Annotated in this window: 25 protein-coding genes and 1 tRNA gene; 9 read left to right on the top strand and 17 right to left on the bottom strand. The window is 59.8% G+C overall.

Annotated elements, in window-relative coordinates:
* Window positions 1–140 precede the first annotated feature (140 nt).
* From ACR0NB_RS04570 to ACR0NB_RS04555, 4 genes are read left to right on the top strand one after another with little or no spacing between them, the layout of a single operon-like run.
* Window positions 141–2183 carry an ASKHA domain-containing protein gene (locus ACR0NB_RS04570; RefSeq protein ID WP_480775052.1) on the top strand — a complete coding sequence of 681 codons (2043 nt, stop codon included), beginning with the start codon at window positions 141–143 and terminating at the stop codon, window positions 2181–2183.
* A gap of 24 nt (window positions 2184–2207) precedes the next feature.
* Window positions 2208–3065 (top strand): class I SAM-dependent methyltransferase, encoded by an 858-nt coding sequence (locus ACR0NB_RS04565; protein ID WP_480775051.1) that lies wholly within the window; start codon window positions 2208–2210, stop codon window positions 3063–3065.
* A 47-nt stretch (window positions 3066–3112) separates the two neighbouring features.
* Entirely contained in the window at window positions 3113–4171 is a 1059-nt protein-coding gene (locus ACR0NB_RS04560; protein WP_480775050.1) for a helix-turn-helix transcriptional regulator, read from the top strand.
* Entirely contained in the window at window positions 4168–4662 is a 495-nt protein-coding gene (locus tag ACR0NB_RS04555; protein ID WP_480775049.1) for an A24 family peptidase, read from the top strand. The genes ACR0NB_RS04560 and ACR0NB_RS04555 overlap by 4 nt, the downstream gene beginning before the upstream one ends.
* A 75-nt stretch (window positions 4663–4737) precedes the next feature.
* On the opposite strand, the gene ACR0NB_RS04550 is transcribed toward ACR0NB_RS04555, so the two are convergent.
* From ACR0NB_RS04550 to ACR0NB_RS04485, 14 genes are all read right to left on the bottom strand, one after another.
* Entirely contained in the window at window positions 4738–5724 is a 987-nt protein-coding gene (locus ACR0NB_RS04550; protein WP_480775048.1) for a type II secretion system F family protein, read from the bottom strand.
* 15 nt (window positions 5725–5739) lie between these two features.
* Entirely contained in the window at window positions 5740–6768 is a 1029-nt protein-coding gene (locus ACR0NB_RS04545) for a type II secretion system F family protein (RefSeq protein ID WP_170359187.1), read from the bottom strand.
* 11 nt (window positions 6769–6779) lie between these two features.
* Window positions 6780–8174: a TadA family conjugal transfer-associated ATPase gene (locus ACR0NB_RS04540; RefSeq protein ID WP_170338532.1), complete on the bottom strand. Its 1395-nt coding sequence runs from the start codon at window positions 8172–8174 to the stop codon at window positions 6780–6782.
* Between the two features lie 46 nt (window positions 8175–8220).
* Window positions 8221–9426, bottom strand: coding sequence for a CpaE/TadZ family protein (locus tag ACR0NB_RS04535; protein ID WP_093962116.1), 1206 nt, complete (start codon window positions 9424–9426; stop codon window positions 8221–8223).
* Window positions 9427–9437: 11 nt separating this feature from the next.
* The gene (locus tag ACR0NB_RS04530; RefSeq protein ID WP_480775047.1) at window positions 9438–10076 is read right to left on the bottom strand and encodes a TadE/TadG family type IV pilus assembly protein; all 639 of its coding nucleotides are present in this window, start codon (window positions 10074–10076) and stop codon (window positions 9438–9440) included.
* The gene (locus ACR0NB_RS04525; protein ID WP_170338526.1) at window positions 10073–10564 is read right to left on the bottom strand and encodes a TadE/TadG family type IV pilus assembly protein; all 492 of its coding nucleotides are present in this window, start codon (window positions 10562–10564) and stop codon (window positions 10073–10075) included. Before ACR0NB_RS04525 ends, ACR0NB_RS04530 begins: the two co-directional genes overlap by 4 nt.
* Window positions 10561–12042 carry a pilus assembly protein TadG-related protein gene (locus ACR0NB_RS04520; RefSeq protein ID WP_480775046.1) on the bottom strand — a complete coding sequence of 494 codons (1482 nt, stop codon included), beginning with the start codon at window positions 12040–12042 and terminating at the stop codon, window positions 10561–10563. The genes ACR0NB_RS04525 and ACR0NB_RS04520 overlap by 4 nt, the downstream gene beginning before the upstream one ends.
* Before the next feature lie 19 nt (window positions 12043–12061).
* Window positions 12062–12886 carry a Flp pilus assembly protein CpaB gene (gene cpaB / locus ACR0NB_RS04515; RefSeq protein WP_170367139.1) on the bottom strand — a complete coding sequence of 275 codons (825 nt, stop codon included), beginning with the start codon at window positions 12884–12886 and terminating at the stop codon, window positions 12062–12064.
* A gap of 162 nt (window positions 12887–13048) precedes the next feature.
* Window positions 13049–13231, bottom strand: a complete 183-nt coding sequence (locus ACR0NB_RS04510; protein ID WP_093962121.1) for a Flp family type IVb pilin — start codon at window positions 13229–13231, stop codon at window positions 13049–13051.
* Window positions 13232–13467: 236 nt separating this feature from the next.
* A tRNA-Gly gene (locus ACR0NB_RS04505) sits at window positions 13468–13541 on the bottom strand.
* Window positions 13542–13675: 134 nt separating this feature from the next.
* The gene (locus tag ACR0NB_RS04500) at window positions 13676–14401 is read right to left on the bottom strand and encodes an FkbM family methyltransferase (protein WP_480775045.1); all 726 of its coding nucleotides are present in this window, start codon (window positions 14399–14401) and stop codon (window positions 13676–13678) included.
* 136 nt (window positions 14402–14537) lie between these two features.
* Window positions 14538–15602 (bottom strand): methyltetrahydrofolate cobalamin methyltransferase, encoded by a 1065-nt coding sequence (locus tag ACR0NB_RS04495; RefSeq protein ID WP_170338520.1) that lies wholly within the window; start codon window positions 15600–15602, stop codon window positions 14538–14540.
* A gap of 9 nt (window positions 15603–15611) precedes the next feature.
* Window positions 15612–16538: a methylenetetrahydrofolate reductase gene (locus ACR0NB_RS04490; protein WP_170359172.1), complete on the bottom strand. Its 927-nt coding sequence runs from the start codon at window positions 16536–16538 to the stop codon at window positions 15612–15614.
* Between the two features lie 26 nt (window positions 16539–16564).
* Entirely contained in the window at window positions 16565–16861 is a 297-nt protein-coding gene (locus tag ACR0NB_RS04485) for a virulence factor (RefSeq protein WP_170359170.1), read from the bottom strand.
* A 237-nt stretch (window positions 16862–17098) separates the two neighbouring features.
* Here ACR0NB_RS04485 and ACR0NB_RS04480 point away from each other — a divergent pair, with 237 nt between their 5' ends.
* From ACR0NB_RS04480 to ACR0NB_RS04470, 3 genes are read left to right on the top strand one after another with little or no spacing between them, the layout of a single operon-like run.
* A complete protein-coding gene (locus tag ACR0NB_RS04480) occupies window positions 17099–18211 on the top strand; it encodes a Ppx/GppA phosphatase family protein (protein WP_170363420.1) in 1113 nt (370 codons plus the stop codon).
* Window positions 18183–18563, top strand: coding sequence for a hypothetical protein (locus tag ACR0NB_RS04475; RefSeq protein WP_480775044.1), 381 nt, complete (start codon window positions 18183–18185; stop codon window positions 18561–18563). Before ACR0NB_RS04480 ends, ACR0NB_RS04475 begins: the two co-directional genes overlap by 29 nt.
* A gap of 52 nt (window positions 18564–18615) precedes the next feature.
* Complete coding sequence (locus ACR0NB_RS04470; protein ID WP_480775043.1) at window positions 18616–19332, top strand: RlmE family RNA methyltransferase; 717 nt, start codon at window positions 18616–18618, stop codon at window positions 19330–19332.
* Here the strand turns inward: ACR0NB_RS04470 and ACR0NB_RS04465 are convergent, their stop codons facing one another.
* The 3 genes from ACR0NB_RS04465 to ACR0NB_RS04455 form a co-directional block, all read right to left on the bottom strand.
* The gene (locus ACR0NB_RS04465) at window positions 19333–19539 is read right to left on the bottom strand and encodes a hypothetical protein (RefSeq protein WP_170528623.1); all 207 of its coding nucleotides are present in this window, start codon (window positions 19537–19539) and stop codon (window positions 19333–19335) included.
* A 97-nt stretch (window positions 19540–19636) separates the two neighbouring features.
* Complete coding sequence (locus tag ACR0NB_RS04460) at window positions 19637–21559, bottom strand: multiheme c-type cytochrome (RefSeq protein WP_480775042.1); 1923 nt, start codon at window positions 21557–21559, stop codon at window positions 19637–19639.
* Window positions 21556–22422, bottom strand: a complete 867-nt coding sequence (locus ACR0NB_RS04455) for a YihY/virulence factor BrkB family protein (RefSeq protein WP_170359160.1) — start codon at window positions 22420–22422, stop codon at window positions 21556–21558. Before ACR0NB_RS04455 ends, ACR0NB_RS04460 begins: the two co-directional genes overlap by 4 nt.
* Before the next feature lie 171 nt (window positions 22423–22593).
* On the opposite strand from ACR0NB_RS04455, the gene ACR0NB_RS04450 reads away from it, so the two are divergent.
* Window positions 22594–23679 (top strand): AI-2E family transporter, encoded by a 1086-nt coding sequence (locus tag ACR0NB_RS04450; protein WP_170339049.1) that lies wholly within the window; start codon window positions 22594–22596, stop codon window positions 23677–23679.
* Between the two features lie 131 nt (window positions 23680–23810).
* Complete coding sequence (locus tag ACR0NB_RS04445) at window positions 23811–24788, top strand: AAA family ATPase (RefSeq protein WP_480775041.1); 978 nt, start codon at window positions 23811–23813, stop codon at window positions 24786–24788.
* Window positions 24789–24805: the final 17 nt, after the last annotated feature.

Here is a 24805-nt window from a genome sequence, read left to right as displayed (position 1 = left end):
ACTTGTTCGCCCACAAACCGCCGCGATGGCGCGGAAAACGACGCAAGCCGCGCAAAACCTGCCGCGGATTGGCCTTTCCCTTTGCTGGGAAACCCATATCTTGCCGCCATACGCGCGAATATCGAAAAGGCAGGCCATCCATGACCACCGATCCCCTTGTCGTCTTTACCCCTTCGGGCAAACGCGGACATTTCCCCGTTGGCACTCCGATCCTGACGGCGGCCCGGCAGCTGGGGGTCGATCTGGATTCGGTCTGCGGTGGGCGCGGAATCTGTTCGAAATGCCAGATCACGCCCAGCTATGGCGAGTTTCCCAAACACGGCGTCACGGTCCGCGAAGACGCGCTGAGCGAATGGAACGCGGTCGAGCAGCGCTATGACGACAAGCGCGGGCTGAAACCGGGCCGGCGGCTGGGCTGTCAGGCCACCGTTCAGGGTGACGTGGTGATCGACGTTCCGCCCGAAAGCCAGGTGCACCGCCAGGTGGTGCGCAAGGCCGCCGCCGCGCGGGCCATTACCATGGACCCGGCCACGCGCCTGTATTTCGTGGTGGTCGAAGAACCCGACATGCACTCGCCCACCGGCGATCTTGAACGGCTGGAGCGTGCGCTGCGCGAGCAGTGGCAGATCGACGCCGTCACCGCCGACCTGTCGCTTCTGTCCAAACTGCAGCCGACCCTGCGCAAGGGCAAGTGGGAGGTCACGGTCGCCCTGCACAAGGGCCACAAGGACAGCGTGGCGCGCATCGTCGAAATCTGGCCCGGCCTGCATGAAGGCGGGTTGTACGGGCTGGCCATCGATTTGGGCTCGACCACCATCGCCGCGCATCTGACCGACTTGGAAACCGGCGAGGTGAAGGCCTCGTCGGGCCTGATGAACCCGCAGATCCGGTTCGGCGAGGACCTCATGAGCCGCGTCTCGTACGCGATGATGAACCCCGGTGGTGATCAGGAAATGACCCGAGCCGTGCGTGAGGCGATCAACGATCTGGTCACCTCGATCGCCGACGAGGCCGGGATCGACCCGGCCCTGATCGTGGAAACCGTTTTCGTGTGCAACCCGGTCATGCACCACCTGCTGTTGGGCCTGGATCCAGTTGAACTGGGCCAGGCGCCGTTTGCGCTGGCCACATCGGAAAGCGTCTCGCTGCCCGCGCGCGAGATGGAACTGACCACGATGAACCCCCGTGCGCAGGTCTACATCCTGCCATGCATCGCGGGCCATGTGGGGGCCGACTGCGCCGCCGTGGCGCTGAGCGAAGAGCCGGGCAAGTCGCAGGATCTGGTCCTGATCGTGGACGTCGGCACCAACGCCGAGATTCTGCTGGGCAACACGACCCGCGTGCTGGCCTGTTCCTCGCCTACCGGACCGGCCTTCGAAGGTGCGCAGATAAGCTCGGGCCAGCGTGCCGCGCCCGGCGCGATCGAGCGCATTCAGATCGACCCGGTGACCAAGGAACCCCGGTTCCGGGTGATCGGCTCGGACAAGTGGTCGGACGAAGAGGGTTTCGACGCCGACATCGCCACCACCGGCATCACCGGCATCTGCGGGTCGGGCATCATCGAGGCGGTGGCCGAACTGCGCATGGCCGGCCTGCTGGACGAGAGCGGCCTGATCGGCTCGGCCGAGCAGACCGGAACCAGCCGCTGCATCCCCGAGGGGCGCACCCATTCCTACCTGATCCATGATGCCAGCGCCGAGGGCGGCCCGCGCATCACCGTGACACAGGGCGACATCCGGGCGATCCAGCTGGCGAAATCCGCGCTCTATGCCGGGGCGCGGCTGCTGATGGACGAGATGGGCGTGGACAAGGTGGATCGCGTGGTGCTGGCCGGGGCGTTCGGCGCCCATATCTCGACCAAACATGCGATGGTTCTGGGCATGATCCCCGACGCGCCGCTGGACAAGGTCCAAAGCGCGGGCAACGCCGCCGGCACCGGCGCACGCATCGCGCTGTGCAACATCGCCGCCCGGGGCGAGATCGAACGTGTGGTACGCGAGATCACCAAGGTCGAAACCGCGATCGAGCCGAAATTTCAAGAGCATTTCGTCGCCGCCAACGCGATCCCGCACAAGACTGATCCGTTCCCGGAACTGGCCAAGATCGTCACCCTGCCCGCCCCGTCCTTCAACACCGGCGGCGACGCGGAAAAAACTGGCCGCCGCCGCCGCAGAAAGGCATAGTCCGAAAAACTGCGGAGGACCCCCATGCAAACAGCAAACGAAGATCAGGCTGAGTACTGGGGCAACTCCGAATCCGGCACCAAGTGGCTGACTTTTGAGGACAAACTGGATCACATGCTGGCCCCGGTTCTGGACCTCGTTCTGGAACAGGCCGAGCTGGATTCTGGAATGCGCGTGCTGGACATCGGCTGCGGGACCGGCGCCAGCACCATCGCGGCCGCCCAGCGTGTCGGACCGCAGGGCCATGTTCTTGGCGGCGACATTTCTGAGCCGTTCCTCAATCGAGCGCGGGAAAGGGCCTTGTCCGCAGGTGTTGAAAACGTCGATTTCCAATGCGTCGACGCTCAGGTCGCCCCGTTCCCCGTGGGCGCGTTCGACGCTGCGATATCGCGCTTCGGTGTGATGTTCTTTCAGGATTCGGTTGCGGCGTTCGCCAACATCGCCAAGGCTCTGGCCCCCAGCGGACGGATGACCTTTGCCGCGTGGGGACCGCTGGCGGACAATCCCTGGTTCAGGATTCCCCACATGGCCGCCACAGCGCATCTGGGCCAACCGCCAAAATACGGTCGGTTCGCACCCGGGCCACTGGCCTTTCATGATATCGATCATGTGACCGGGATGATGGAAACGGCAGGTTTGGATGACATCTTCGCCAACCCAGTAAGCCTCCGACTGCCGGGCCTTGGATCGGTGGAGGCCACCGCCGAGCTATGCACCCGGGTCGGGCCGGCCGCGCGCGTGATAGCGCATTTTGAAGGCGATGAGACCGACGAACGAAAAATCCAGAGCGCCGTGGCCCAAGAGTTTTCGAGTTTTCAAACGGCAGATGGGTTTGGCATCCCGGCGGTCATCAACGTCTTTCAGGCCCGCAAGCCCTCCTGACACACCAGAGCGTGTCGCCCTTGACCAATCATACCCGCTGACAGCCATTGTTTCTGACCGCCTGCTCTTTGCAGCCTTTTGGGCCGAATTGTCTGCGTTTTACGTGTGTTTTTCTCCACATCCGGAAACTTAATAAGATTCTTGGTGATTTTTGCGTAAAAATCGTAAAATATGAATGTATTGGGCAGAGTAATTCAAATCTACAGAAGCCGCTGAACCGGCTCGCTTTAGTGAGTAAGACGTTTACCAGTTGGTGCTATATGGACAGGGGGATGGGCCGTGCAGGTGCGTGGCTACCGAACACGCAACACACACGCGCATTGATCAATTTCATTCAATGGAGCCAGGGCGGAGTGGTTCTGGACGCTGCGTTGACCGAAGTTGTCAACGCGTTTGGAGCCGATTGCGGTACCCTCAGCCGTGTCTGGCTCAATAAAGGTGGCAGCCGAATAGCTGCGCGCGCAGATACCCGTGACCAGACAATAAGTCGGCCGCTTTTCCTTTCCTTCACGAATGACGTGATTGGTCCGTTTGCGAGCAAGCCAAAGAAAGGCGTCGTCTTCAGCCTCAAGGATCATGGGAAACCCGTAAACGAGCTTTCTGCCGTTGTTCTGGACTGGATCTCGCACCGCAAACTGCACGATATTCTGTTTGTCTGTCTCGACAACCAAGGCTGCGAAATCGATTTTCTGGAGCTGCATTTCGCCAAAGGCCTCGAACCCGGCTGGCGCGAAGCGATAGAGACAGTCGCACCCGAAATTTCCGAAATCTACCGCAACAGACGCGCCGGTCTGATTACCGAAGCAATTTCCCGCCAATCCGTAACGACCATCCAAAGGGCGGTGAATGACGCGCCGCTGATGAGCCTCGAAAACCCAGCGGGCCTGACACGGGCCGAATGGCGGGTCTGCGTTTTGATTTCCCGGGGACTGTCGCAACAGTCCATTGGATCCGAACTCGAGATTGGTCCCGCGACTGTGAGAACGCATCTCAAGCATATCTACGGCAAGACAGGAATGGAGAACTTCCACATGTTGGCCAGACGGCTGGTTTCGATCGAAGAACGCGATGCCTTGCACGGCAGACACAATCAGGCACGCGCATGATGATTGATCTGCCTTGGCATATCTGGGTACCACTGTGGTTGATGGTGCCGCTGTTCATGGCGGTGGCGTGGACGGACCTAACCGAATACCGGATACCGAACCTGTACTGCCTTATAGGGTTTGCCCTGTTTCTGGTCGGGTCCCCTGCCCTCGGTTTGCATGAAATTGGATTGCGATTGATTGCCGCCGGGCTTTGCTTTGGGATATGTTTTGCCCTTTTCGCCGCTGGTTGGCTGGGAGGCGGAGACGCCAAAATGCTACCGGTGATCTTTCTGGCGATACCGACCCAAGCCCTTTCGACATACATGCTGCTGCTATCTGCCGCGATGGCGTTTGGACTGACCAGCTTGACCCTGCTGCGCCTGTTCGTCCGGCAACCGACAGGAAAGCTTGCAGCAACGCTCAGCGGACGTGAGTTTCCTCTTGGGATTGCCATAGGCCTTTCAGGCCTGATCCTGGCCGGCTGGTCGATGCTGCTTTACAGCGCCTGAAAGAGCGCGGCCCAAGTCGGGAACGCACAGTTGACCTCATGCGGACCCGGGAGCGCCGCACCTACAAAAACAGCGTCATTTCACGAAGGTTTCGACGTATCGAATGATGATCGGTGCAAGGATCAGCCCCGCGATCGAGGGCAACATCAGGCTAGCCATAACCGCGGACATCTGCACCGGCAACTTGTTGGCTTTCTCCTGCGCGCGAAGCTCTCTCAGTTCGCGCATTTCTTCGGAATACGTAGTCAAGGCGGCCGACAACGGGACGCCGAACCGGGACGACTGGAGAACGACGCTCACGAACGAACTCATTTCGTCGATCCCCGTCCGGCGCGCCATTCTCATCAACGCAACTTCACGATCGCGCCCGGCCTGAATCTCGCTCAGGGCAATCAGAATTTCCTCGGACATTTCGGGCGATACAGTCTGCATTTCCACTGCAACTTTGAGAAGCGCCTGGTCAAAGCCCATTCCCGCCTCGATCCCAATCTGGAGCAAGTCCAGCATGTTCGGGAACGCATTTTCCATCCGACGTTTACGCTCCTTGATCCGAGCGCTCATCCAAAGTTGGGGGATGAAGAACCCGATGCCGCAGAGGATGCCAAGGTTCCGCAAAATCTGAAATGAATTCAGACCAGACACATATTCGTTGATCGTGGCGCCGATACTGGACGCAGGCTGCCAAGACATGAGGACAAGAAAGACAAGCGGCAGAAACGTCGCCAAGCCCAAACGGATCAGATAGAAATTGGCGATTGCATTCCGGCCGCGAAACCCTGAGCGCGCAAGCACTTGGCCAACTTCGAACCTGACACTTGCATCGCTGGGGATAAGTGCGGCGCTCAGCCCGGTCGGTGTATCGCCCTCCACCTTTTCCGGCACAAGACGTGCAAGGCTCTGGCCCCTTGTTCGTTTGGGCAGCATCCGTTCGGCTGCTGTAGACCGATCGCCGAGCGACGATGATATCCCAAAGAATGCAACGATCGCGCCGGCGGCAACAACGCCCAGGATCATAAGTTGGGAAAAAAGACCGGTGTCGAGTAGCGAGTTCACGATTTCCATTTCGACAACCCTCCCTCAGATCCGGAAATTGACAAGCTTGAACAAAACGATGGCGTTCAGAACGATGGCCGCTGAAATGACGCTCATGACGGGCCAGAAAATCGGGTATTGCACCACGCTTCCGTAATAGTCCGGCGTCATGACCGTCATCACGAGGGCAATCCCGACAGGAATGAACGACAGGATATAGGCGGTCATCCGGCCCTCGGCAGAAATGGCCTTGATCTTGCGCCGCAGGGACATTCGGGCACGGATGACGCGCGCCAATGTCCGCAGAATGCCGGCCAGATCGCCGCCAGTGCCGTGCTGCATCGTCAGCGCGACCGAGAGGTACTGGATATCTTCTTCATCTACCCGGTCTGCCATGTTGCGAATGGCGGTCGTCAACTCCTCCCCATAAGCGACTTGGTCGACGACCAGACCGAATTCAGTTCCGATCGGATCGGGCATTTCGTTTGCCACGCTCTGCAAGGTCGTGTTCAAAGGATGTCCGACCTTCAACCCACGCGACATCAGGTCCAACGCATCCGGCAACTGCTTGATCAGCGCGGCCTTGCGCCGTCTGAGGTTGGCGCCAAGGTAGACCAACGGGGCCAACAGGAAGCACACAGCGCTCACAGGTATGACCGTCAGTGGGTTGGCCACCAGTGAGCCTCCGATCGCCGAAACCAGAAAAGCACCCCCACATCCCAACAGGAACATTTCCGGCACCATGTGCAGGCCCGATGCCGCAAGGGCACCCGGCAAGTCGCCGACCAGCGGAAACGACTTCATGAGTGGTTTGCTCTCCCGCGGTTTGAGCAATTCCAGAACGTCCTCGCCAGTCTTTCCCTGGTTCAGCATCTGGATGCGCCGGTTTATCGCCTCTTCCCGGTTTTCTCCGCGCTTCAAAAGCTGACGGACCCCTTCGAAAGCAATCAGGGCGCCGAGAAATATCAAGAGTGACAGAACAAAGCGGACATCGTAACCGCCCACTTCCATCTCTGGTCCGATCAACGAGTCTATGCTGTGCGTCGAAAAGAAGGATCTGAGATCTTCCAACATGGCTGGGTCCCTCAGTTGAACTTGATCGATGACAGGTCGACACCCGCCGCCGCCAGCGCATCGCTGGATTTCGGTCGGATACCGGTCGGCATGAAGCGCCCGAGGATGTTGCCGGCCTCGTCCTTGCCTTCACGTTTGAAGACGAAGATGTCCTGCATGGTCACGATATCGCCCTCCATGCCGGTGATCTCGGCAATCGAGGTGACACGGCGGGTACCATCAGACAGGCGGTTCAATTGCAGAACAAAGTGAATTGCCGAAGCGATAGTCGCGCGGATTGCTGCATGCGGCAGCTCCAGCCCGCCCATTTGCACCATCTGCTCGACCCGGGAAAGTGCATCGCGTGGGCTGTTGGCGTGTACCGTCGTCATCGACCCGTCATGGCCGGTATTCATCGCCTGCAACATATCGAATGCTTCGGAGCCGCGCACCTCGCCGATGATGATCCGATCCGGACGCATCCGCAGCGCGTTTCGCACAAGGTCTCGTTGGGCAACGGCGCCAGTACCGTCGAGGCCAGCAGGCCGCGTTTCCATGCGCAAGACATGTTCCTGCTGAAGCTGAAGTTCGGCCGCGTCTTCAATCGTGACGATCCGCTCCCGAGGGCTGATATACGACGACAATGCATTCAGCATCGTGGTCTTGCCCGATCCGGTTCCGCCCGAGATCAGCACGTTCATCTTGGCTTCAACCAATCCCCGCAGCAGTTTGGCCGCGCTTTCGTTCAAGGCCTCGTTTTTGATCAAGCGTTCCATCGTCAGCGGAACCCGCGAGAATTTTCGAATGGAAAGCGCCGGCCCGTCCAGTGCGCAGGGCCGAATGATCGCGTTGACGCGGCTGCCATCTTCCAACCGCGCATCCACCCACGGTTGCCGTTCATCAATACGGCGACCGATCCGGCTGACGATCTTGTCGATGATCCGCAGCAGATGACGTTCGTCACGGAAACGTGCCGATGTCTTTTCGAGGATGCCCGAGCGCTCGACAAAAATCTGCGTGTGGCCGTTCACGAGGATATCGTTGATCGTGGGGTCGGCCAACAACGGTTCCAGCGGGCCCAAGCCAAGCACCTCGTGCATCAGCTCTTCGACAAGCTGCTTGACCTCCTCGCTGCGCATCGCACGGCCTTCGGCGCGCAGCAGTTCGGTGACATGTCGCCCAATTTCGCCCCGCAGTGTTTCTTCCTCGACCTTTTCGATAACGGCGAGGTTCAGCTTGTCCAGCAACGAGTTATGCAGTCGTGCCTTGAGATCTATCCGATCGTTCTGGATGTCATGCATCAATACGAGGTCATCGCCGGAGCCATGAACCGGCTTGCCGATCTGAGCAAACTGCTTGGTGTCCAACGGCACAACTTTCGAAGCGTCCGGTTTTTCCTGGCCTGGTCGGTCGAATTCTCGAAACATCTACTTAACCTTCTGCAAATATTTAACTATTCTGAAACACTCTGACTCAGTGCTGGCCGACCCGAGGCGGCAAAGACAGGCATGTCTCGTGTGCCAGCTTTCGGATTGCGCGTGTCATCGGTGCGCGGGATGAAACATCTTCCAACGGCACGCCCCGATCGACCGACTCGCGTACTGTGCGCTCGTCGCGAGGCACCCAAAATGCAAAGTCCTTTTCAAGGAGTTTTGCCGCCGCTCTGTGGTGCGCCGCCGGAATGATGGGTTTCTTTTCAAGGTTGGCGACCAGTTGAATTTCCAGTGCTGGGTTTTCCGCTTGGTAGAAATCCATCAGCTTGCGGGCCGAGCGAACGGACGGAACGGCAACGTCCGTCACCAAATATAGGCGGTCCGCTTGCGTCAGGACGGGCGTAATCCATTCCACCAGCGCCCGCGGCAAATCCACCACGACGTAGTCATGGGTACGTTTCAGGGAATCCAGAATGGCCGAAATCTGCTCTTCCTTGATCGCAGTCAACGGACCATAGCGCGACGGAGCCGCCAGGATATCGACCCCGCAGGGCGACTTGACCATCGCCTGTTCCAAAAAGGCACTGTCGGGAATGCTGCCTTCCATGGCCATGCGCCACATCGCGTCGCTTTCGGCGACATCCATCAAGGCAGCAATCGAGCCGAACTGAAAGTCCAGATCCACCAGCGCAACCGAGTTCGACGCCGTCTTTTTCAGGAAGCCGGCCTTGGATTGAAGCTCGTTCGCCATATTGGCGGCAACCAAGGACGATCCGACGCCACCGCGAGATTTGCCAACCGCGATCAACTTGCCAAGTGTGGCTTGTCCACCCCAAACGGCGGGAAGCTGCGCCTGCCGTCGGGCACGGATCGCATCCACCTGCGGAATGATCTCCTCATGGATTGCATTGCGCGGCAGCACGTCATCGACTCCAAGCTTTTTGAGCTGTCGGGCCTTCTCAAGCGGCAGATCTTCGGACGCCAAGGCGATAATGATCGCATTGGGCATGCGCGCGTCACAAATTTGCTGTGCGGTCTGCAACAGCTCGGGCGAACTGTCATCCACATCGAACAGGACCACGTCATGACGCGCTGACAAGGCAACGGCCGTCCCGTTGACCCGCGCGACAGTGTCCTTTCGGCCCGTAAAGCGGCAATTGCTCAGCCCCTCCAACGAGGTTTCGATTGCCGCGAAAATCTCTTCGTCCGGTGAAATCAACAGCACTGAAATCTGCTTGGCACTCATGACTCTTCTCCTTACTCAACGGCACCGATGGCAAGATCCTCGGCCGGGACGGATGTGCTCATCGTTGGGATTGAAATGGTGTTGGGGCTGCTGGCGGCTATGGCAGGGTTGCCTGCAGCAAGGGCGACCAGCGGCCCAATTGGCAGCGCGAAATCGTAGTCCAGGTTTACCAGTTCGGCTGTAACCACCGGCGTATAGGGTCCACCAAGAAAACCAAGACGAGGATCGTGCGAATAGGTAATTTGCACATTTGCCGCGGTGGCCCCGGGTGGCAGCAGCATTTCGATCTCGTCCCAGATCCGGCTGCCATAGGCGGTTGATGCGTCAAGCTGACATGGCGCCGGCAGGTTCGGAGTGGCGCAGATGCTGCCGCTGCGGCACAGCGCGCCGAACTTGGTTGTTGCAGGGGCGCCACCGGCCAGCGTGTGCGTATTTGGCATCGCACCACACAGTGGCGGCCCGACCGTAGCAAGCCGAGAGGCTTTTTGCATCGCTTTCTGCGCCATCGTCGTGGACCAGTAGAGCCGTCCGTACTCGAGAATTCCAAACACGAGCACCAGGAACAACGGAACGACCATGCCCAGCTCGACCAGTGCCGATCCGTTTTCACGCCGCCAGAAAGAGCGCAGCATATGCAGGTTACCCGTCATACCCCAAACACCCGGCTCTGATCCGAGATCTCGGTGTCAAGAGGCCCCAGCGCTGCCCCGAAAAGGCTGAAAACGTTTCCAAACAGGTACTCGATCCGGATCTGAGCCGTGACCTCGACCACCGAAGTCGGATTGATCCGGTACACGCCAGCCCGCGAGATACAGCGCGGCGTGACGTCGATGACGGTTGTGCCATGCGGCATGATCGACGAACCGCCCAACTGGTTCTGGACGATGTCCGTGGCCAGCGCGTCATAGCTCCCGACCCCGCCCGCTGCGCACAAGTCCAACGGCGCGATCCGCGCGATCATACGCGAGGCATCGCGCACCCCGGCCGAAGTTGCCTGATGGATCCAGGTGATACGCCCACCTTCGATGATCACGGCAAAGAACAGCAGGATCAACGGCAGTACGATCCCGAACTCGACCATCGGGGCGCCGGCCTCGCACGACCGCAACCGTCGGATATGCCGAACAAGCCGAGTCATCGATACAACCTCACGACATCGCGAAAGATGCCATCATCGCTGCTGCCACCGACTCCACCGCCGACCTGCTCGACCACCTCGACATAGATGTCAAAATCAGTCCCCGAGGATTCTTCGAGCGGCTGGATCAGGAAAACCTTTACAAACTCCTGCACCGGAACGTTCTCCGCGCGTCCCGCGACCGGATTGGCACCGCAGTTTATGGCGGCTGCGATAAATGTGCGGCGGTCAGGGTCGTCCAGCGTTGTGCTCGCGCATTGCGGGCGGCCGGACTCGCTGCGCCCAAACAGCACATCACCCGTACCAGCCCTGGTGATCTCGTCGAGATACATTTCGTATCGCGTGTTACCCGTCGGGTTGCCCAGCGGGTGCGGCGTCAGATCATTGGCCGGACCGTCGCCATAGTTCATGTCCAAATAAGCCGCTTTGCCGGAGGTCCAGACACCGTTTCCAAAACGGCCGCCATGCGCGCAGGTGCCGGCGGCGAAGCAATCGTCGGGCGGAAACGGCATCGAGTCGGTCGAAACCTCGGGATTGTTCTTCAGACAGCTTCCGCCAGAGTTTTCCCAGCCCGCGATGACCTGCGGTCCGGGCGCATAGTCTTCATCATTCTTGAGGTTGCTCATCGTCGAGTGGAAAATATCGAACCGTGAATTGTAGATTGCGCTGCCAATGCCATTGCGCTGACCGGGCTCGGTATCGACCCCGCGCTGAGACACGCATTGCGTCAGGTTTCCATGCGCCGCGATCAGGCAGATATAGAGTTTTGATCCGGTCTGCCCCGCGCAAGGACCGTTGGGGTTTATGCCGATGTCCGTCGGGTCGAGAAAACCAAAATTCCCCGGCCCCCAAGCGGCACCGTTGCCTCCAGTGCGCAACTTGATGGTCGATCCCTTGTTTGCATTCGCTGTCCAGCCGGGAGGGATGCAGAACATCAACGGCGTCACATCACAGGCATATTGGGTGTAACCCGCAATCGCGACAGCCTCGACATCCTCATCCGGGCGAGTCACGCCCAACAAGTCAGCGAGCGCCCGACCGAACGGAAGGAAAACGGCTCTAGGGGTCGCGGTCACCTCAACCAGAACGGCCAGAGCGGGATCGGTCGTAACAAACCCATCGACTGGATCATTGTCATCCGGATCGGCGGCAGGATCGGGCAGTCCCGACAGAAACCGCAGCGAATAATCTGCGGCCGTCCCCAGATCTTGGCTGCCCTCGGCAAAGAACTGGGAGTCTTCGATCATTCCGGCTGCTGCAGCCGTGGCGCGTGTGATCGCGTCACTGCCGCCATCCAGTTCTCCGGCGGCGGCCAGAGCCACGTGATCGGTATAAGCCTGCAGGTCGGTCTGCGTAGAAGCCAGTCGCCCAAGATCAAAGGTCAACGCCGCCATGCCAACGATCACGGTCATGCAAATTCCGACGAAAACCAGAATGGTCCCCTGTTCGTCGTCCTTTATGTTGCGCAACGTGGGCATGAACAGACCTCGCGAGCGATCAGTTGGACACGGTTGCATTCGAGGGGTTGCCGGCAACAGGAACTTCCTGGACGTCCGTGGTACCCCGACGCACCTTCACGATCGGCTTGGGCGCGCCCTCTGCAACCGGCGACTTTTCAAGCAGAATGTCGCTGAGGCGGATGGCCTCCAACGGCTTGTCTTCCTGGATTTGCAGGGACCGCAGTGACAGGCTGAGTTGCCCGGCCTTCTGAGCCAATGCCAACCGCTGTCCCTGGTCCGGCGTGACTTCGACAGTCACCGTTCGGGCAATCCCGGGCTGGTCGACATCTTCATCAGCCGTCTGATCAACACCAATGACACGGATGTTTTGCAGGATCGTCACCGCCCGCAGCGACTCGTTCTTGCCCTGCGTCAGCACGATATCAACAAAGTCACCTGGTGTGACGAACCCGCCAACACCGGTCTGCGCATCCACATTGATGGCCATTGCACGATTGTTCTCGCCCAAGGTCTGAACGATGGTGACCTTCTCACCGAAGTCAGAAACCTTTGACGCCAAAAGGATTTCACCCTGCGCCAACGCGCGCTTGGCGCGTCGCGGATCGACACCTGCTGTGGGCAGAACATCTTCGAAACTTGTAAATACACCTGCCGGCACGGAATCCGCCGGCCAGTCGATGGCGGTCAACTTGTGACCTTCAATCGGAGATCCGAACGGGATCTCTTCTGCTGCGGCGACCACGCGAACGATCGTCGGATCAGCGGCGGCCTGGCTGCGTCTCAGCTGCTCCTGCGCAATCATCACGGCGCCACCCGCCAGACCCACGCCAAGAATAGTCATCATCAAGGATTTCAATCGCATAGATCCCTCCAAATAGCCGGGGCGGTCATTTTGAAAACGTGGGGCCAAGCCTCGGCCGAAACTGAGTCACGCGGGACACCGAATGCCGTGACTGGACTGGTTCTGGCTTCCCGCCCTCTCCGCGGCGGAAAACCAGTTGCTTTTAAGGCCAAAACAGCAGGATTACGGCCGTGTTGCAGCCGTGTTGGCGTCATTGAAGTTGGTGTTGGTTGTGCCGCCCAGACCGGTCAGCAGGGTCCCGCCAACAGCGATCGCAATGAACAGTGCGATACCGTATTCGACAAGAGTGGCGCCACGCTCGTCACGGCGCAGACGAATGAAAAGACTACGAATTGCCTTCGACATGATTTGAACTCCAGTTTGTACTCATTAATGTGCGAATTTCGCACAGGAACGAGGGTTCCCCCGTCAGTTCAAATCGTAGCGAGCCCGCATCTGGCAAACCTCCCCACAAACGAAAAGGATTTCCCGTTTAACGCGAGAATTCGTTCATTTTGGCATTTTTGTGGCGGAATTTTGGCGCGAAATGGCCCCAGTCCACCTCAGCTTTTGAGCTTCAAGCGGGCCAATATCAAAGTGCTTGGAGCGGGTAGCGGGAATCGAACCCGCGCGTTCAGCTTGGGAAGCTGACAGGCTACCATTACATCATACCCGCCTTGGGCACCTCGGTAGCATCGCAGTTGAGGTTTGATCAAGCCGATTCCCTACACTACTTTACAACTCAATCTGCATAGGCAGGCTACTCGTCGCTCGGCCTGCAATCCATAGGCTCGCGGAGTTCCAAGGAAACTATAAATGCGGCATTCGATCCCTTCGAAATTTGTCCGAAACAAAAACGGCATCGCCGAACCGGCGCTGACCATTCCGGAAATACCTGCCTGGAAATATGTCGAACATCGAGTAACCGTGGCTGTGCAGTTCAGTCCACAAATCCAGAAGTAGGGGACAGTTTTCATAGTGTTGAACTGCGAACCATTCGAACATGATCATGTCGACGCTTTGCGAGCCCAACATTCTGGAAGCCCCGCGGAATATGTTCAACTCGGATCCCTGAGCATCGATTTTCATACACGAAATCTTCGAGATGCCATGTTCTTCGCAGAAAGCATCAACTGTATTCAAGGTGACCGGTATCGAATAGTCTACCTCTGCCTCGGGATGCGCCGCCAAACTTTCGTCATTCATGCGCAACAGTGAAGAAGTGCCAACCCGTTTGCCGACAAAAAACTCCGCAGACCCCGCCTCGTTACTCAGCGCCTGTTGGATGATCCGGACATTCGGAAATTCCGAGAAACGTTTCCCCACGTAGGTCGCCTGCTCGGGCAAAGGTTCAAAAAGATAACATGTGTTTCTTGGGAACATACGGATTAAGTGGCGCGCGATCGTTCCGCGATTAACCCCGACGTCAAATACCACCCCGCTTTCGTCGGAAACCGCCGACAGTTTCGCCAAAGCCCCCACGGGTCCGCCCTTTCGGGCCAATACATTCGCGCGTCTAGTAAGTGGTTTTTTCATTGAGTGTGCATTGGCCTTCAAGTTTTGTGTTTTCGATCAGTTGAATCGTTTTGGCTGTATACTTGACCCAAACCGCTGGAAAAAAGAGGCCGAGCACCAAGCCCGGCTTCTTTTTAGATGATCGTAAATAAATTGTTCAGGCCCGGCGACGTCGGGCACCGCCCCGGCGGCCGCGTGCGCTCTCGCCTTCGGCGCCTGCAGCATCGGCCGGTTTGTTGAACTTGATCCACTCGCCGCCATGCGGGTCGTTGTTGGTCAGCAGGTTGGCGGCGCGAATGGCCTCCATCTCCTTGCCGGCGCGCGGCTTGGTCGAGCCCAGGCCGAACATCTGAACGAAGGTTTCGTCGTCCATGCCGTCGGGCAGGATGATGCCCGCCGCCGCAACCTCGGCCTTTTTCTCGGCGATCTTCTTCTGCGTCACCGGCAGCGCCACCGGGTTCATGATGGCCGAGGTCATGCCCGCGCCCATCGCCATCGGCAGGAAGGCGTTGTTGATGCCGTGACGGTTCGGCAGACCGAACGAGATGTTGGACGCACCGCAGGTGGTGTTCACGCCCAGCTCCTCGCGAAGGCGGCGTACCAGGGCAAAGACCTGCTGGCCGGCAGTAGCCATCGCGCCAATCGGCATCACCAGCGGGTCCACAACGATGTCGTGGGCCGGAATGCCATAGTCAGCCGCGCGCTGAACGATCTTCTTGGCAACCTCAAAGCGCACGTCGGGGTCTTCGGAAATGCCCGTATCGTCGTTCGAAATCGCTACGACCGGCACGTTGTATTTCTTGACCAGCGGCAGCACCAGTTCCAGGCGGTCCTCCTCGCCAGTGACCGAGTTCAGCAGCGGGCGGCCTTCGGCAGCCTCCAGCCCGGCCTCCAACGCACCCGGAACCGAGCTGTCGATGCACAGCGGCACGTCGACTAGACCCTGCACCAGCTGGACGATCTGTCGCATCAGCGGCGGTTCAGTCTCATTGGGGTTGGGGTTCGAGTTGTAGACCACACCCGCGTTGATATCGAGCACGGTCGCCCCGGCCGCGACCTGCGCCAGCGCGTCCTGCTCGACGGTCGAAAAATCGCCCGCTTCCAGCTCGGCGGCCAGCTTCTTGCGGCCGGTCGGATTGATCCGTTCGCCGATCACGCAGAACGGCTGATCGAAGCCGATGATCGCGGTTTTGGTCTTTGATTCTACGACTGTACGGGTCATGTCCGGTCCTTAGGAGTTTGCAGGCTTCGCCGAGGCGCCGCCGTTTTCGATGGCCCAGTTGGCATTGGTCTTGATGCCGCCAAGCGGGAAGAAGTGCACGTTGGTGATGTTGAAGTCGGGGTTGGCCGCCTTGTGCTCGGCCAGCGCGGTGATCACGTCGGTCGGCTCGTAGGGCAGCAGCAGCTTGGACACGTCCATGGCGCGCTTCTGCAGCACCTTCAGCGACGGGCCCACACCGCAGGCGATCGCGAATTTGATCAGGGTCTGCAGCTTGGCCGGACCGGCGATGCCGATGTGGATCGGCAGTTCGATCCCGGCCGCCTTCAGGCCGTCGGCCCAAGCGATGATCGGCTTGGCGTCAAAGGCAAACTGGGTGGCCAGCGCCATTTCAGCGTCAGTGGTTTCGCTGAATTTCTGCTTCCAGCGCAACGCCTCGTCCACGTTTTTGGTCGAACCGTCCGGGTCAATGTCCTTGTTGCCCTCGGGGTGACCCGCGACGTGCAGGCGCTTGAAGCCCGCCTTGTCGAGCAGCCCCGTTTCCAGCAACTGCATCGAGCTGTCGAAGTCGCCATGCGGCTTGTCCACGCCGCCTGCCAGCAGCAACGCCTGCTCGACGCCGGCCTCGCCCTGATACATGGCGATCCAGTTTTCCAACGTCGCCGCGTCCTTGATGATGCGGGCCGGAAAATGCGGCATGACAGGATATCCCTCGGCCGCGATCCGCTTGGCGGTCTTGACCATATCCTCGATCGGGGTACCCTCGATGTGGGCAATGTAGACGCGCGTGCCTTCGGGCAGCAGGTCGCGGAAATCCTCGACTTTCTCGGCAGTGCGCGGCATGACTTCGATCGAATAACCCTGCAAAAAGGCTTCGACGGTCGGGTTCACCGGGGCCTTGTCGGCCGCATCACGTTTCTTGAAGTTCAGCAAAGCCATTGCGGCCTCCCATAAAGATCTGGGGCTCATGCCCAACCGTCATTTGCGATCAGGGCCTTGATGCGGTCCTGATCGTATTCCGTTTCCAGGCGTAGCGCTTCAGCCTCGGCGATTTCGGTCGGGTCACCCTCAACCTCGAACGGCTCGGCTTTGCGCCACTCGGCCAGATAGGCATCACTGTCCTTGGCGTTCACCTTCATGGCGGCGCGGTCGATGGCTTGCTCGAACCGCATATCCAACTGTCGCTTTGCGCCACGGCGGCCCTTGCCCACGATGACCTGAGCGGGGATGTCGCGCCAGTAAACGATGGTGACGTCAGGCATTGATCTTGATTCCTCCTAACCAGATGGTCCGGTTCTAAACGGCTATGTGGGGGCGGGTCGGTCGGATTTCGACACCCGGGGCTTTTACAGCGACGTTTTGCAGTTCGGGATACAGGCCCTGCACCGGTTTCTCCAGTGTCGGGGTCCATCAAAATCCTCATGACTTTAATGAGCGTCTTGCACGACGCGCGCCCGCGACCTAAGGTCGGGGTAACTCGAAAATCGGAGGGCGTGACGATGGCGCCCAAGCGTCCCAAAGGTGCGGGCGCGTTCCCGAAGGTGGTCGAAAGCCCCGCGCCGGCAAGACCCGATCCAGATGCCCTGTATGCCGCGCTGGATTTGGGGACTAACAGTTGTCGCATGCTGATCGCCCAGCCCAAGGGCAGCGGCTTTCATGTGGTCGACAGCTTCTCGAAGTCCGTGCAGCTTGGTGCCGGGCTTGAAAGGACCGGACGGCTGTCGCGGTCCTCGATGGCGCGCACCATCCAAGCCCTTCGGATTTGCCAGCAAAAGCTGAAACGGAACAAGGTCAAGCGTATGCGGCTTGTGGCGACCGAAGCCTGCCGCCGCGCCCGAAACTCACGCGACTTCATACGTCAGGTGAAGCGTGAGACTGGCCTGACCCTTGAAATCATCCAACCCGAGGAAGAAGCCCGTCTGGCGGTCATTTCCTGTGCTCCGCTGGTCAGCACCAAGACCGAGCAGTTGCTGGTCGTGGATATCGGCGGCGGCTCGACCGAGCTGGTCTGGATCGACCTGTCCTCGGTTCCGCGACGCGACCGTTCAACGGCGATCATGCGGCTGCACAACGGGTTTCACACGGTCGACAGTCCTTTTCCCGCCGCCAAGGTGGTGGACTGGATCAGCGTTCCACTGGGCGTTGCCACACTGCGCGATCAGTTCCACGATGTCGAAGACGATGCTGCCCGCTTTGCCCTGATGAGTTGGTTTTTTGAAGAAAACCTCGCAGATTTTGCGCCCTATAAGGACGAACAGGCCCGCGAGGGGTTTCAGATCGTTGGCACCAGCGGCACCGTCACAACAGTCGCTGCCTCTCATCTGGGCCTGAAACGCTATGACCGGACCAAGGTGGACGGCCTGCGCATGACCAGCGATCAGATTGACAAGGTCATTCGCGGCTATCTGGAGCTTGGCCCTCAAGGCCGCCGTCGCGATCCGCGCATCGGCGAGGACCGGCAGGCGCTGATCATGTCCGGATCTGCCATCTTGCAGGCGCTGTTGCGCTGCTGGCCGACCGACCGCCTATCGGTGGCGGACCGCGGGCTGCGCGAGGGTTTGCTTTATGCACAGATGAGCGCCGATGGCGTCCTGGAAGACGGGCCGTTTTGAGAAAGCTCTGCGCTGCATGCCGCTTGCGACCATAGCGATCGCCTACCGGGTTTCGACGGCCGCAACCACGATCTGTGCGCTTGAGGCTGCCGGGTTCAAGGTATTCAGCCCGGGTTTTCACATCGCCAATACCGTTCCGCACTATGCTTTGGCGATTGGCGGCATTGGGATCGCCGTGCCAGCGGTCGACTCGGCAGAGGCGCTAGAACTGCTGCACTGTTTTTCGGCGTCACCGCCGACATCTGGCGACCTCGGCGGGAAGCTCTTGAACGGTCTCGGATGGGTGGCATTTGGTGTTTCTACGCCCTGGCCCGATCTGCTATTGAGGGAGCGGTCGATATCATCGGCTTGATGCCACATGAACAAGCGGGTAAAGGCCTCGCAGTCTTTAGGAGACCTTTTCAATGGCCAAGAAACCCAGCGGCAAAAACACTTCGGGACGCGGGCAGCGTGACCTGAAGGTCAAGGTCAAAACCGCGCGCGGACGCAAGCTCAGTTCGACCCGCTGGCTCGAGCGGCAGCTGAATGATCCGTATGTTAAGCGAGCGCAGGCCGAGGGGTATCGGGGTCGCGCGGCCTACAAGATTCTGGAGTTGGACGACAAGTTCCGCTTTCTGGTTCCTGGCGCACGCGTGGTCGACCTTGGCTGCGCGCCCGGTGGCTGGTGCCAGGTCGCGGTGAAACGCGTGAATGCGCTGGGCGAGAAATCGGGCAAACGGATCGGGACGGTTCTGGGCATCGACCTGCAAGAGGTCGAGCCCGTGGCGGGTGCCGAAACCCACGTTCTGGACTTCATGGAAGACGATGCCGACGAGAAGGTAAAACAGTGGCTTGGCGGCAAGGCCGACGTTGTCATGTCGGACATGGCCGCCGCGTCCTCCGGGCACAAGCAGACCGACCACCTGCGGATCATGGCGCTGTGCGAAACGGCCGCCTACTTCGCCTTTGACGTGCTGGAGGTCGGAGGAACCTTTGTCGCAAAAGTTCTGGCCGGTGGCGCCGAAGGCGATCTGCAGAAACTGCTGAAGCAAAAGTTCGAGAAAGTGGCAAACGTCAAACCGCCAGCTTCACGGTCGGACAGTTCGGAAAAATTCGTGGTGGCAACCGGTTTTCGGGGCTGATCAATCGTCGTCCAGCGCGATCTTGTCGGCCACAATACGCTGCGGCCGCAACGACGCCGCCGCCATCCCCTGCAGCAGCAACGCCTCGCCATGGTTGAGATACGTGGCCGGCTTGTTGCGCAACTCTTCGATCCGCTGATCCAGCGAGACCCGGCGCGTGGCCACAGGTTGGTCGAGCTTTGTCGACGGGCGTTTCAAATACAACATGGATTACCACATCCTGAACTGGTCAATGCCTTGACCATGGATGTTGGCCGGTAAATGGGACTGCAAAATGGCGCAACTGCGTCGCTTCGATGCCGGTTTACCGGCCCAGTTGCCGCGCAAGATCCTGAAGCGCTGGGCTGTCCGGCAGAGTCCGAAGACCCTCATCCAATATCTGTCGGGCTGCGTCCGTGCCGCGGTTGATTTGGGCCAGCTGGATCAACATGGGCCAAGCATCCTCGCGCTGGGGATCCATGGATACCACCTGACGAAAGGCCTGTTCGGCGGCGACAGGGTTTCTCAGCGTCAGCGCCATCCCCCCAAGGACCAGGTGGGTTTCCGGGAAATCCAGACGGTTGGACAACGAGCGCTGCCAATCCGCCATGTTCTCACGCGCGTTGTTGCGCTGCAGGGGCGTCAAAGCCGCGGCGGGAATGGGCAGGAACTCCTTGGCAGCGGCAAGGCGTACACTTCGCACTGGGTCGGACAACAGCGGCGACAAACGGGCCACCCTGTCGTCCAGCCCTGCCGCCCGCTGCAACACCGCCGCGTTGGCGCGAACCAATGGGTCTTCGTCCGTCAGCATCGTTGCTGTTTGCTCGGCCATTTCGGGGGTCGCGAAGGGTTGCAGCAGATAGGCGGCCGTCGCCCGCACGATGCCGGGTTGCGCACCGTCTTGAGCAATAGCCAGCAACGCGGCCGGGTCCTCGACCTCTCCGGCGAATGCGGGGGCGAATGAGGTCCCGAAATGGGGCGTACGATGATCGGAGTTCGGGAACCAGTCATTGATGGCGGCGGCCGCCCATGGCTGATCCTGATCGGTGTGGCAATCAGTGCAGGCATCCTCTCCCAAGCCCAGATCGGGGCGCGGCACACGGAAACTGTGATCGCGCCGACCATCCACGCCCATATAGAGGCGTTCGATCATGTGGCAGCTTTTGCACTGCGCCCCCTCGCCTCCCTCCGGGTGGTGGTGGTGTGAGGGATCGTCGTATTGCGCCTTTCGCAGTGACGGAAAATCGGGATTGCCAGCCGGGGAATGGCACTGCGTACAGACCGCATTGCCCTCGGCTTTCAAGGTTGCACTGTGCGCCTCATGGCAGTTCAGGCAGCCGACGCCTTGCGCATACATTTTGGACTGCAGAAACGATCCATAGACATAGACCTCGTCCAGTATCTGGCCGTCGGGCTGGTACAGACCCGGACGCAGAAGCGCCAGATTGTAGGCATCGTGGAATGGCGTGCCAGGCAGCGGGTTTCCGTCCTCCATCGCTTCGCGGCGGGAATGACAGCCGGCGCATTGCTGAATCTCGACCTCGGTGTCGCCCGTACCCCAGATGGCAGGAAAGCCAAACTCGTTCAGCCCGGCAGGCGCGGGCTGACCTTTTGTCCAATCCAGATGGGCCGAGCCGGGGCCGTGGCAGGCCTCACAGCCCACGCCGATCTCGACCTGGTCGGAAGCAAAGGACTGGGTCTGCGGCTGGAAGTTCTTTTCGAACCCTGTCGCGTGGCACTCCGCGCAGCGGCCGTTCCAATTCTTGTAGGGGCCGGTCCAATGCAGCCCATCGTCTGGCGGCAAGTCCTGATCCGGATACAGGTGGTACCAGCGCTCGGCCTGCGTGTCCCAGACCACATCAAAGCTCTGCAATCGGCCGGGCTCGGTTTCAAACAGATATTGCTGCAACGGCTCAATCCCAGCGACGGAATGAACCCTGTATTGCTGGCTTTGGCCGTCCTTCTCGGTCACGTCGGCAAGATAGTCCGACCCCTCCCGCCGAAACGTGACGGTCATGCCATCATGAGAAAAGGTCGTATCATCGAAATCGGCCACAACGGTGTCTGACGTGGGCTCTGTCCAGGCCAAGGCGTGGTGGGATCCCGCCCAGGCTTGCACCTGTTCGTCATGACAATCACGACAAGCGTCCGAGCCGACATAGTCCTGCGCCCACGCCCAACCGCTGTTTTGCAAGAGGGCGCATCCGGAAAACGCAATGATCCAGGCGATGCGGTGCCAATTTCTCATGAAGGTCCGACCTCGCCCTGGTTGTCGATGTCCATCAGCGCGCCGTTGAACTCTGCGCCGAAAATAAGGATGGCGGCGCACAGATACATGAAAATCAACGCGGCCATGGCCCCCGCCAGGCCAGCATAGGTGGCGCTGTAGGTCGCGAATTGCGCGATATAGACCGAGAACCCCCACCCTCCGGCCGCCCACAACAGAAGGGTCAGCGCCACACCGGGCAGGATTTGCATGATGCGGTGACGCTTTGTCGGCAGGATCAGATGGGCCAGCAGAACCGTTCCCGCCGGCACCGCCACCGTGAAGGTCCACCGCAAACGGTCAACCGACAGCCATTCGCCCACGTCCACGGCAGTATTCTCGGACACCAGACGTGTGTAGACCGGCAGCACCAGTTCAACCGCCGCGATCAGCAGGATCGCGGCTCCGCCCAAAATGACCAACCCGAGGCACAGCAGGCGCGTCTTCCAGAATGGCCAGCTGTCATTGTCATGATAAGCCTGGTTCATGGCGGCACGTACGGCCGCCACTCCGTTCGAGGCGAAGTACACGGCCAGCAGACCGCCCAGCGTGATCACACCGGAACCCGACCCGTCCAGAACCGCGCGCAATTCGGCCACGATGGGTTGGGCTACGTCCTGTGGCCACGCACCGAATATCAATTCGATCAGTTCGTCCGTCACATATCCCTGCGACAACGATCCGGCCAAAGCGACGGTGAACAGAACAAACGGAAACAGCGCCAGCATCAGCGACATCGCCACATGGCTGCTCATGACGAAACCGTTTTTGTCGCCGAAGCGTTGGACCGCCAGCCACAGCGCCCGGCCAAACCGGCCAAAAACGGGAATCGAAAGACGTGTCATTGGGAAACTCTAGCCTGCAATCCGCGTTGGAAGAACCAGCCAATGTGCCAATTGCACGAGATTCTTCCGAATAACTGTCTGGCCCGATTGCAAAAAGCCCGCCGCCTGTGCAGGATTGCCCCACAAAACTCCAATCGCTGCCGGCTTGCGCCGGTATAGCCGAGGCCCCGCATGACGCCATCAGAGCCCCCCACCCGCACACCGCTGAGGTTGAGTGTCGTACGCGACGTCACCATCGTGCTGACGCTTGTGGTTCTGGGGCTTTACGCCGGCGCCAGCTTTCTGATTCCGCTGACCATGGCCTTGCTGATCAACGTGCTGATCATCGCACTCAGCGATCGGGTTATCGCGCTGACCCGTGCTCCGGTCTGGCTTGCCAACCTGGCCGCCGTCACAGTGGTTCTGGCAGGCCTGTTCATGATCACCTACATCCTGGGCAGTCAGGCCACGCAGTTCGCGCGGACCGCGGGCACGTATGAAAGCCAGTTCGACGGCGTGATCAACCGCGTCACCGGTCTGGTCGGGAATGATGTCACCTCTTTTGTCCGGGACAACCTGATCAGCATCGACATGACCTCGGTCGCGCGGATTTTGCTGGGCAGCGCCACCTCGATGCTGAACCAGTTTTTCCTGATCAGCCTTTATGTGGCCTTCCTTATGGCCGAACGGCTGGCCTTCCGCAAAAAGCTGCGGATTGCGGCCGGCAACCCCGTCACCGGAGCCGAGCTTTCCTCGGTACTGGATGCGATTACCTTCAGCTTGCAGCGCTATGTCGGGGTCAAGACCTTCATCAGCCTCGTTACCGCTGGAATCAGCTATTCGGTTTTTCGCGTATTGGGTCTGGAATACGCGGAAACCTGGGCCGTTCTGACGTTTGCCCTGAACTTCATCCCATCAATCGGGTCGATCATCGCCGTGATCTTTCCCGCGATGATCGCCCTTGTTCAGTTCGAGACGATCGGCCCGTTCCTGATCATCGTCTTCGGGTGCGGTACCATCCAATTCCTGATCGGCAACTTCCTTGATCCGGCCCTGCTGGGCCGCTCGCTGAACATGTCGACCTTTCTTGTCATCCTCGCACTGACGTTCTGGACGACGGTCTGGGGCCTGATCGGCGCGTTTCTCAGCGTTCCGTTGACCGTGTGCATTCTGATCATCTTCAGCCACATTCCGGCCCTGCGCCCTATCGCCGTCCTCATGTCGCTGGATGGACGTCTGGCCGACGACGTCAAGTCGCACGGTCCTGATCGGGGCTGAACGCCCTGAAATCGGGGGTGGATCGGCCCGAGGTGCGCTGCTAACTTTCAAATATTGCAATGGATTGACCGAAAAGATCCAGCGGGTCCGGCGCAAACGCATGATTGACCATTTCTGATGATTGGACCGCCATGACACCGCTTGACCAAATCAACGATCTCAAAGCCCGGATGGCCCAATCGATCATTGGACAGACACAGGTCATCGACCGCCTTCTGATCGGGCTGCTGGCCAACGGGAACCTGCTGATCGAAGGTTTGCCCGGCCTGGCCAAAACCCGTGCCGTCAAGGCGATGGCGCGCAATCTTGATGCCGAATTCAGCCGCATCCAGTTCACGCCCGACCTGCTGCCGTCCGACGTGACCGGGACCGAGGTCTATACCCAGACCGACGCGGGCGGCACCTTTCGGTTCGAGCCCGGTCCGATCTTCGCCAACATCGTCCTGGCGGACGAGATCAACCGCGCGCCGGCCAAGGTTCAGGCCGCGCTGCTTGAGGCGATGGAGGAACGGCAGGTCACAGTGTCCGGCACCACCCACAAGATGGAGCCGCTGTTCATCGTGATGGCCACCCAGAACCCGATCGAGCAGGAAGGTACCTATCCGCTGCCCGAGGCGCAGATGGACCGGTTCCTGATGCATGTGCAGATCACCTACCCCCCGGTAGAGGACGAGGTGCTGGTGATCCGTCTGGTCCGCGGCGAGGATACGGCCGCCAATTCCGGGACCACCGCCGAGAAACCCTCACCGATCCCGCAGGATGCCGTTTTTGCCGCCCGGCAGCAGATCGGGCAGATCCATGTCTCGGATGCGATGGATCGGTACATGGCCGATCTGGTTCAGGCCACCCGGACGCCGTCCGCGCTTAGCGATGAGCTCGCCGCGTGGATCGAGATCGGCGCCAGCCCGCGGGCATCGCTGGCGCTGGACAAATGCGGCCGGGCACATGCCTGGATGAACGGGCGCGACTATGTGGACCCGGCCGACATCCGTGCTATTGCCCATGACGTGTTCCGCCACCGCATCACGCTGAGTTTCGAAGCGCAGGGGGACGCCAAGACCGCCGATGACGTGATCGACGAGATCCTGAAGCTCGTCGCCCTGCCCTGATCGCAACAAAGGAGAGC

It is taken from the genome of Ruegeria sp. CG3 (assembly GCF_056537205.1).
Note: the sequence above shows the minus strand (reverse complement) of the source record. Positions and strands in the feature narration are given on the sequence as shown.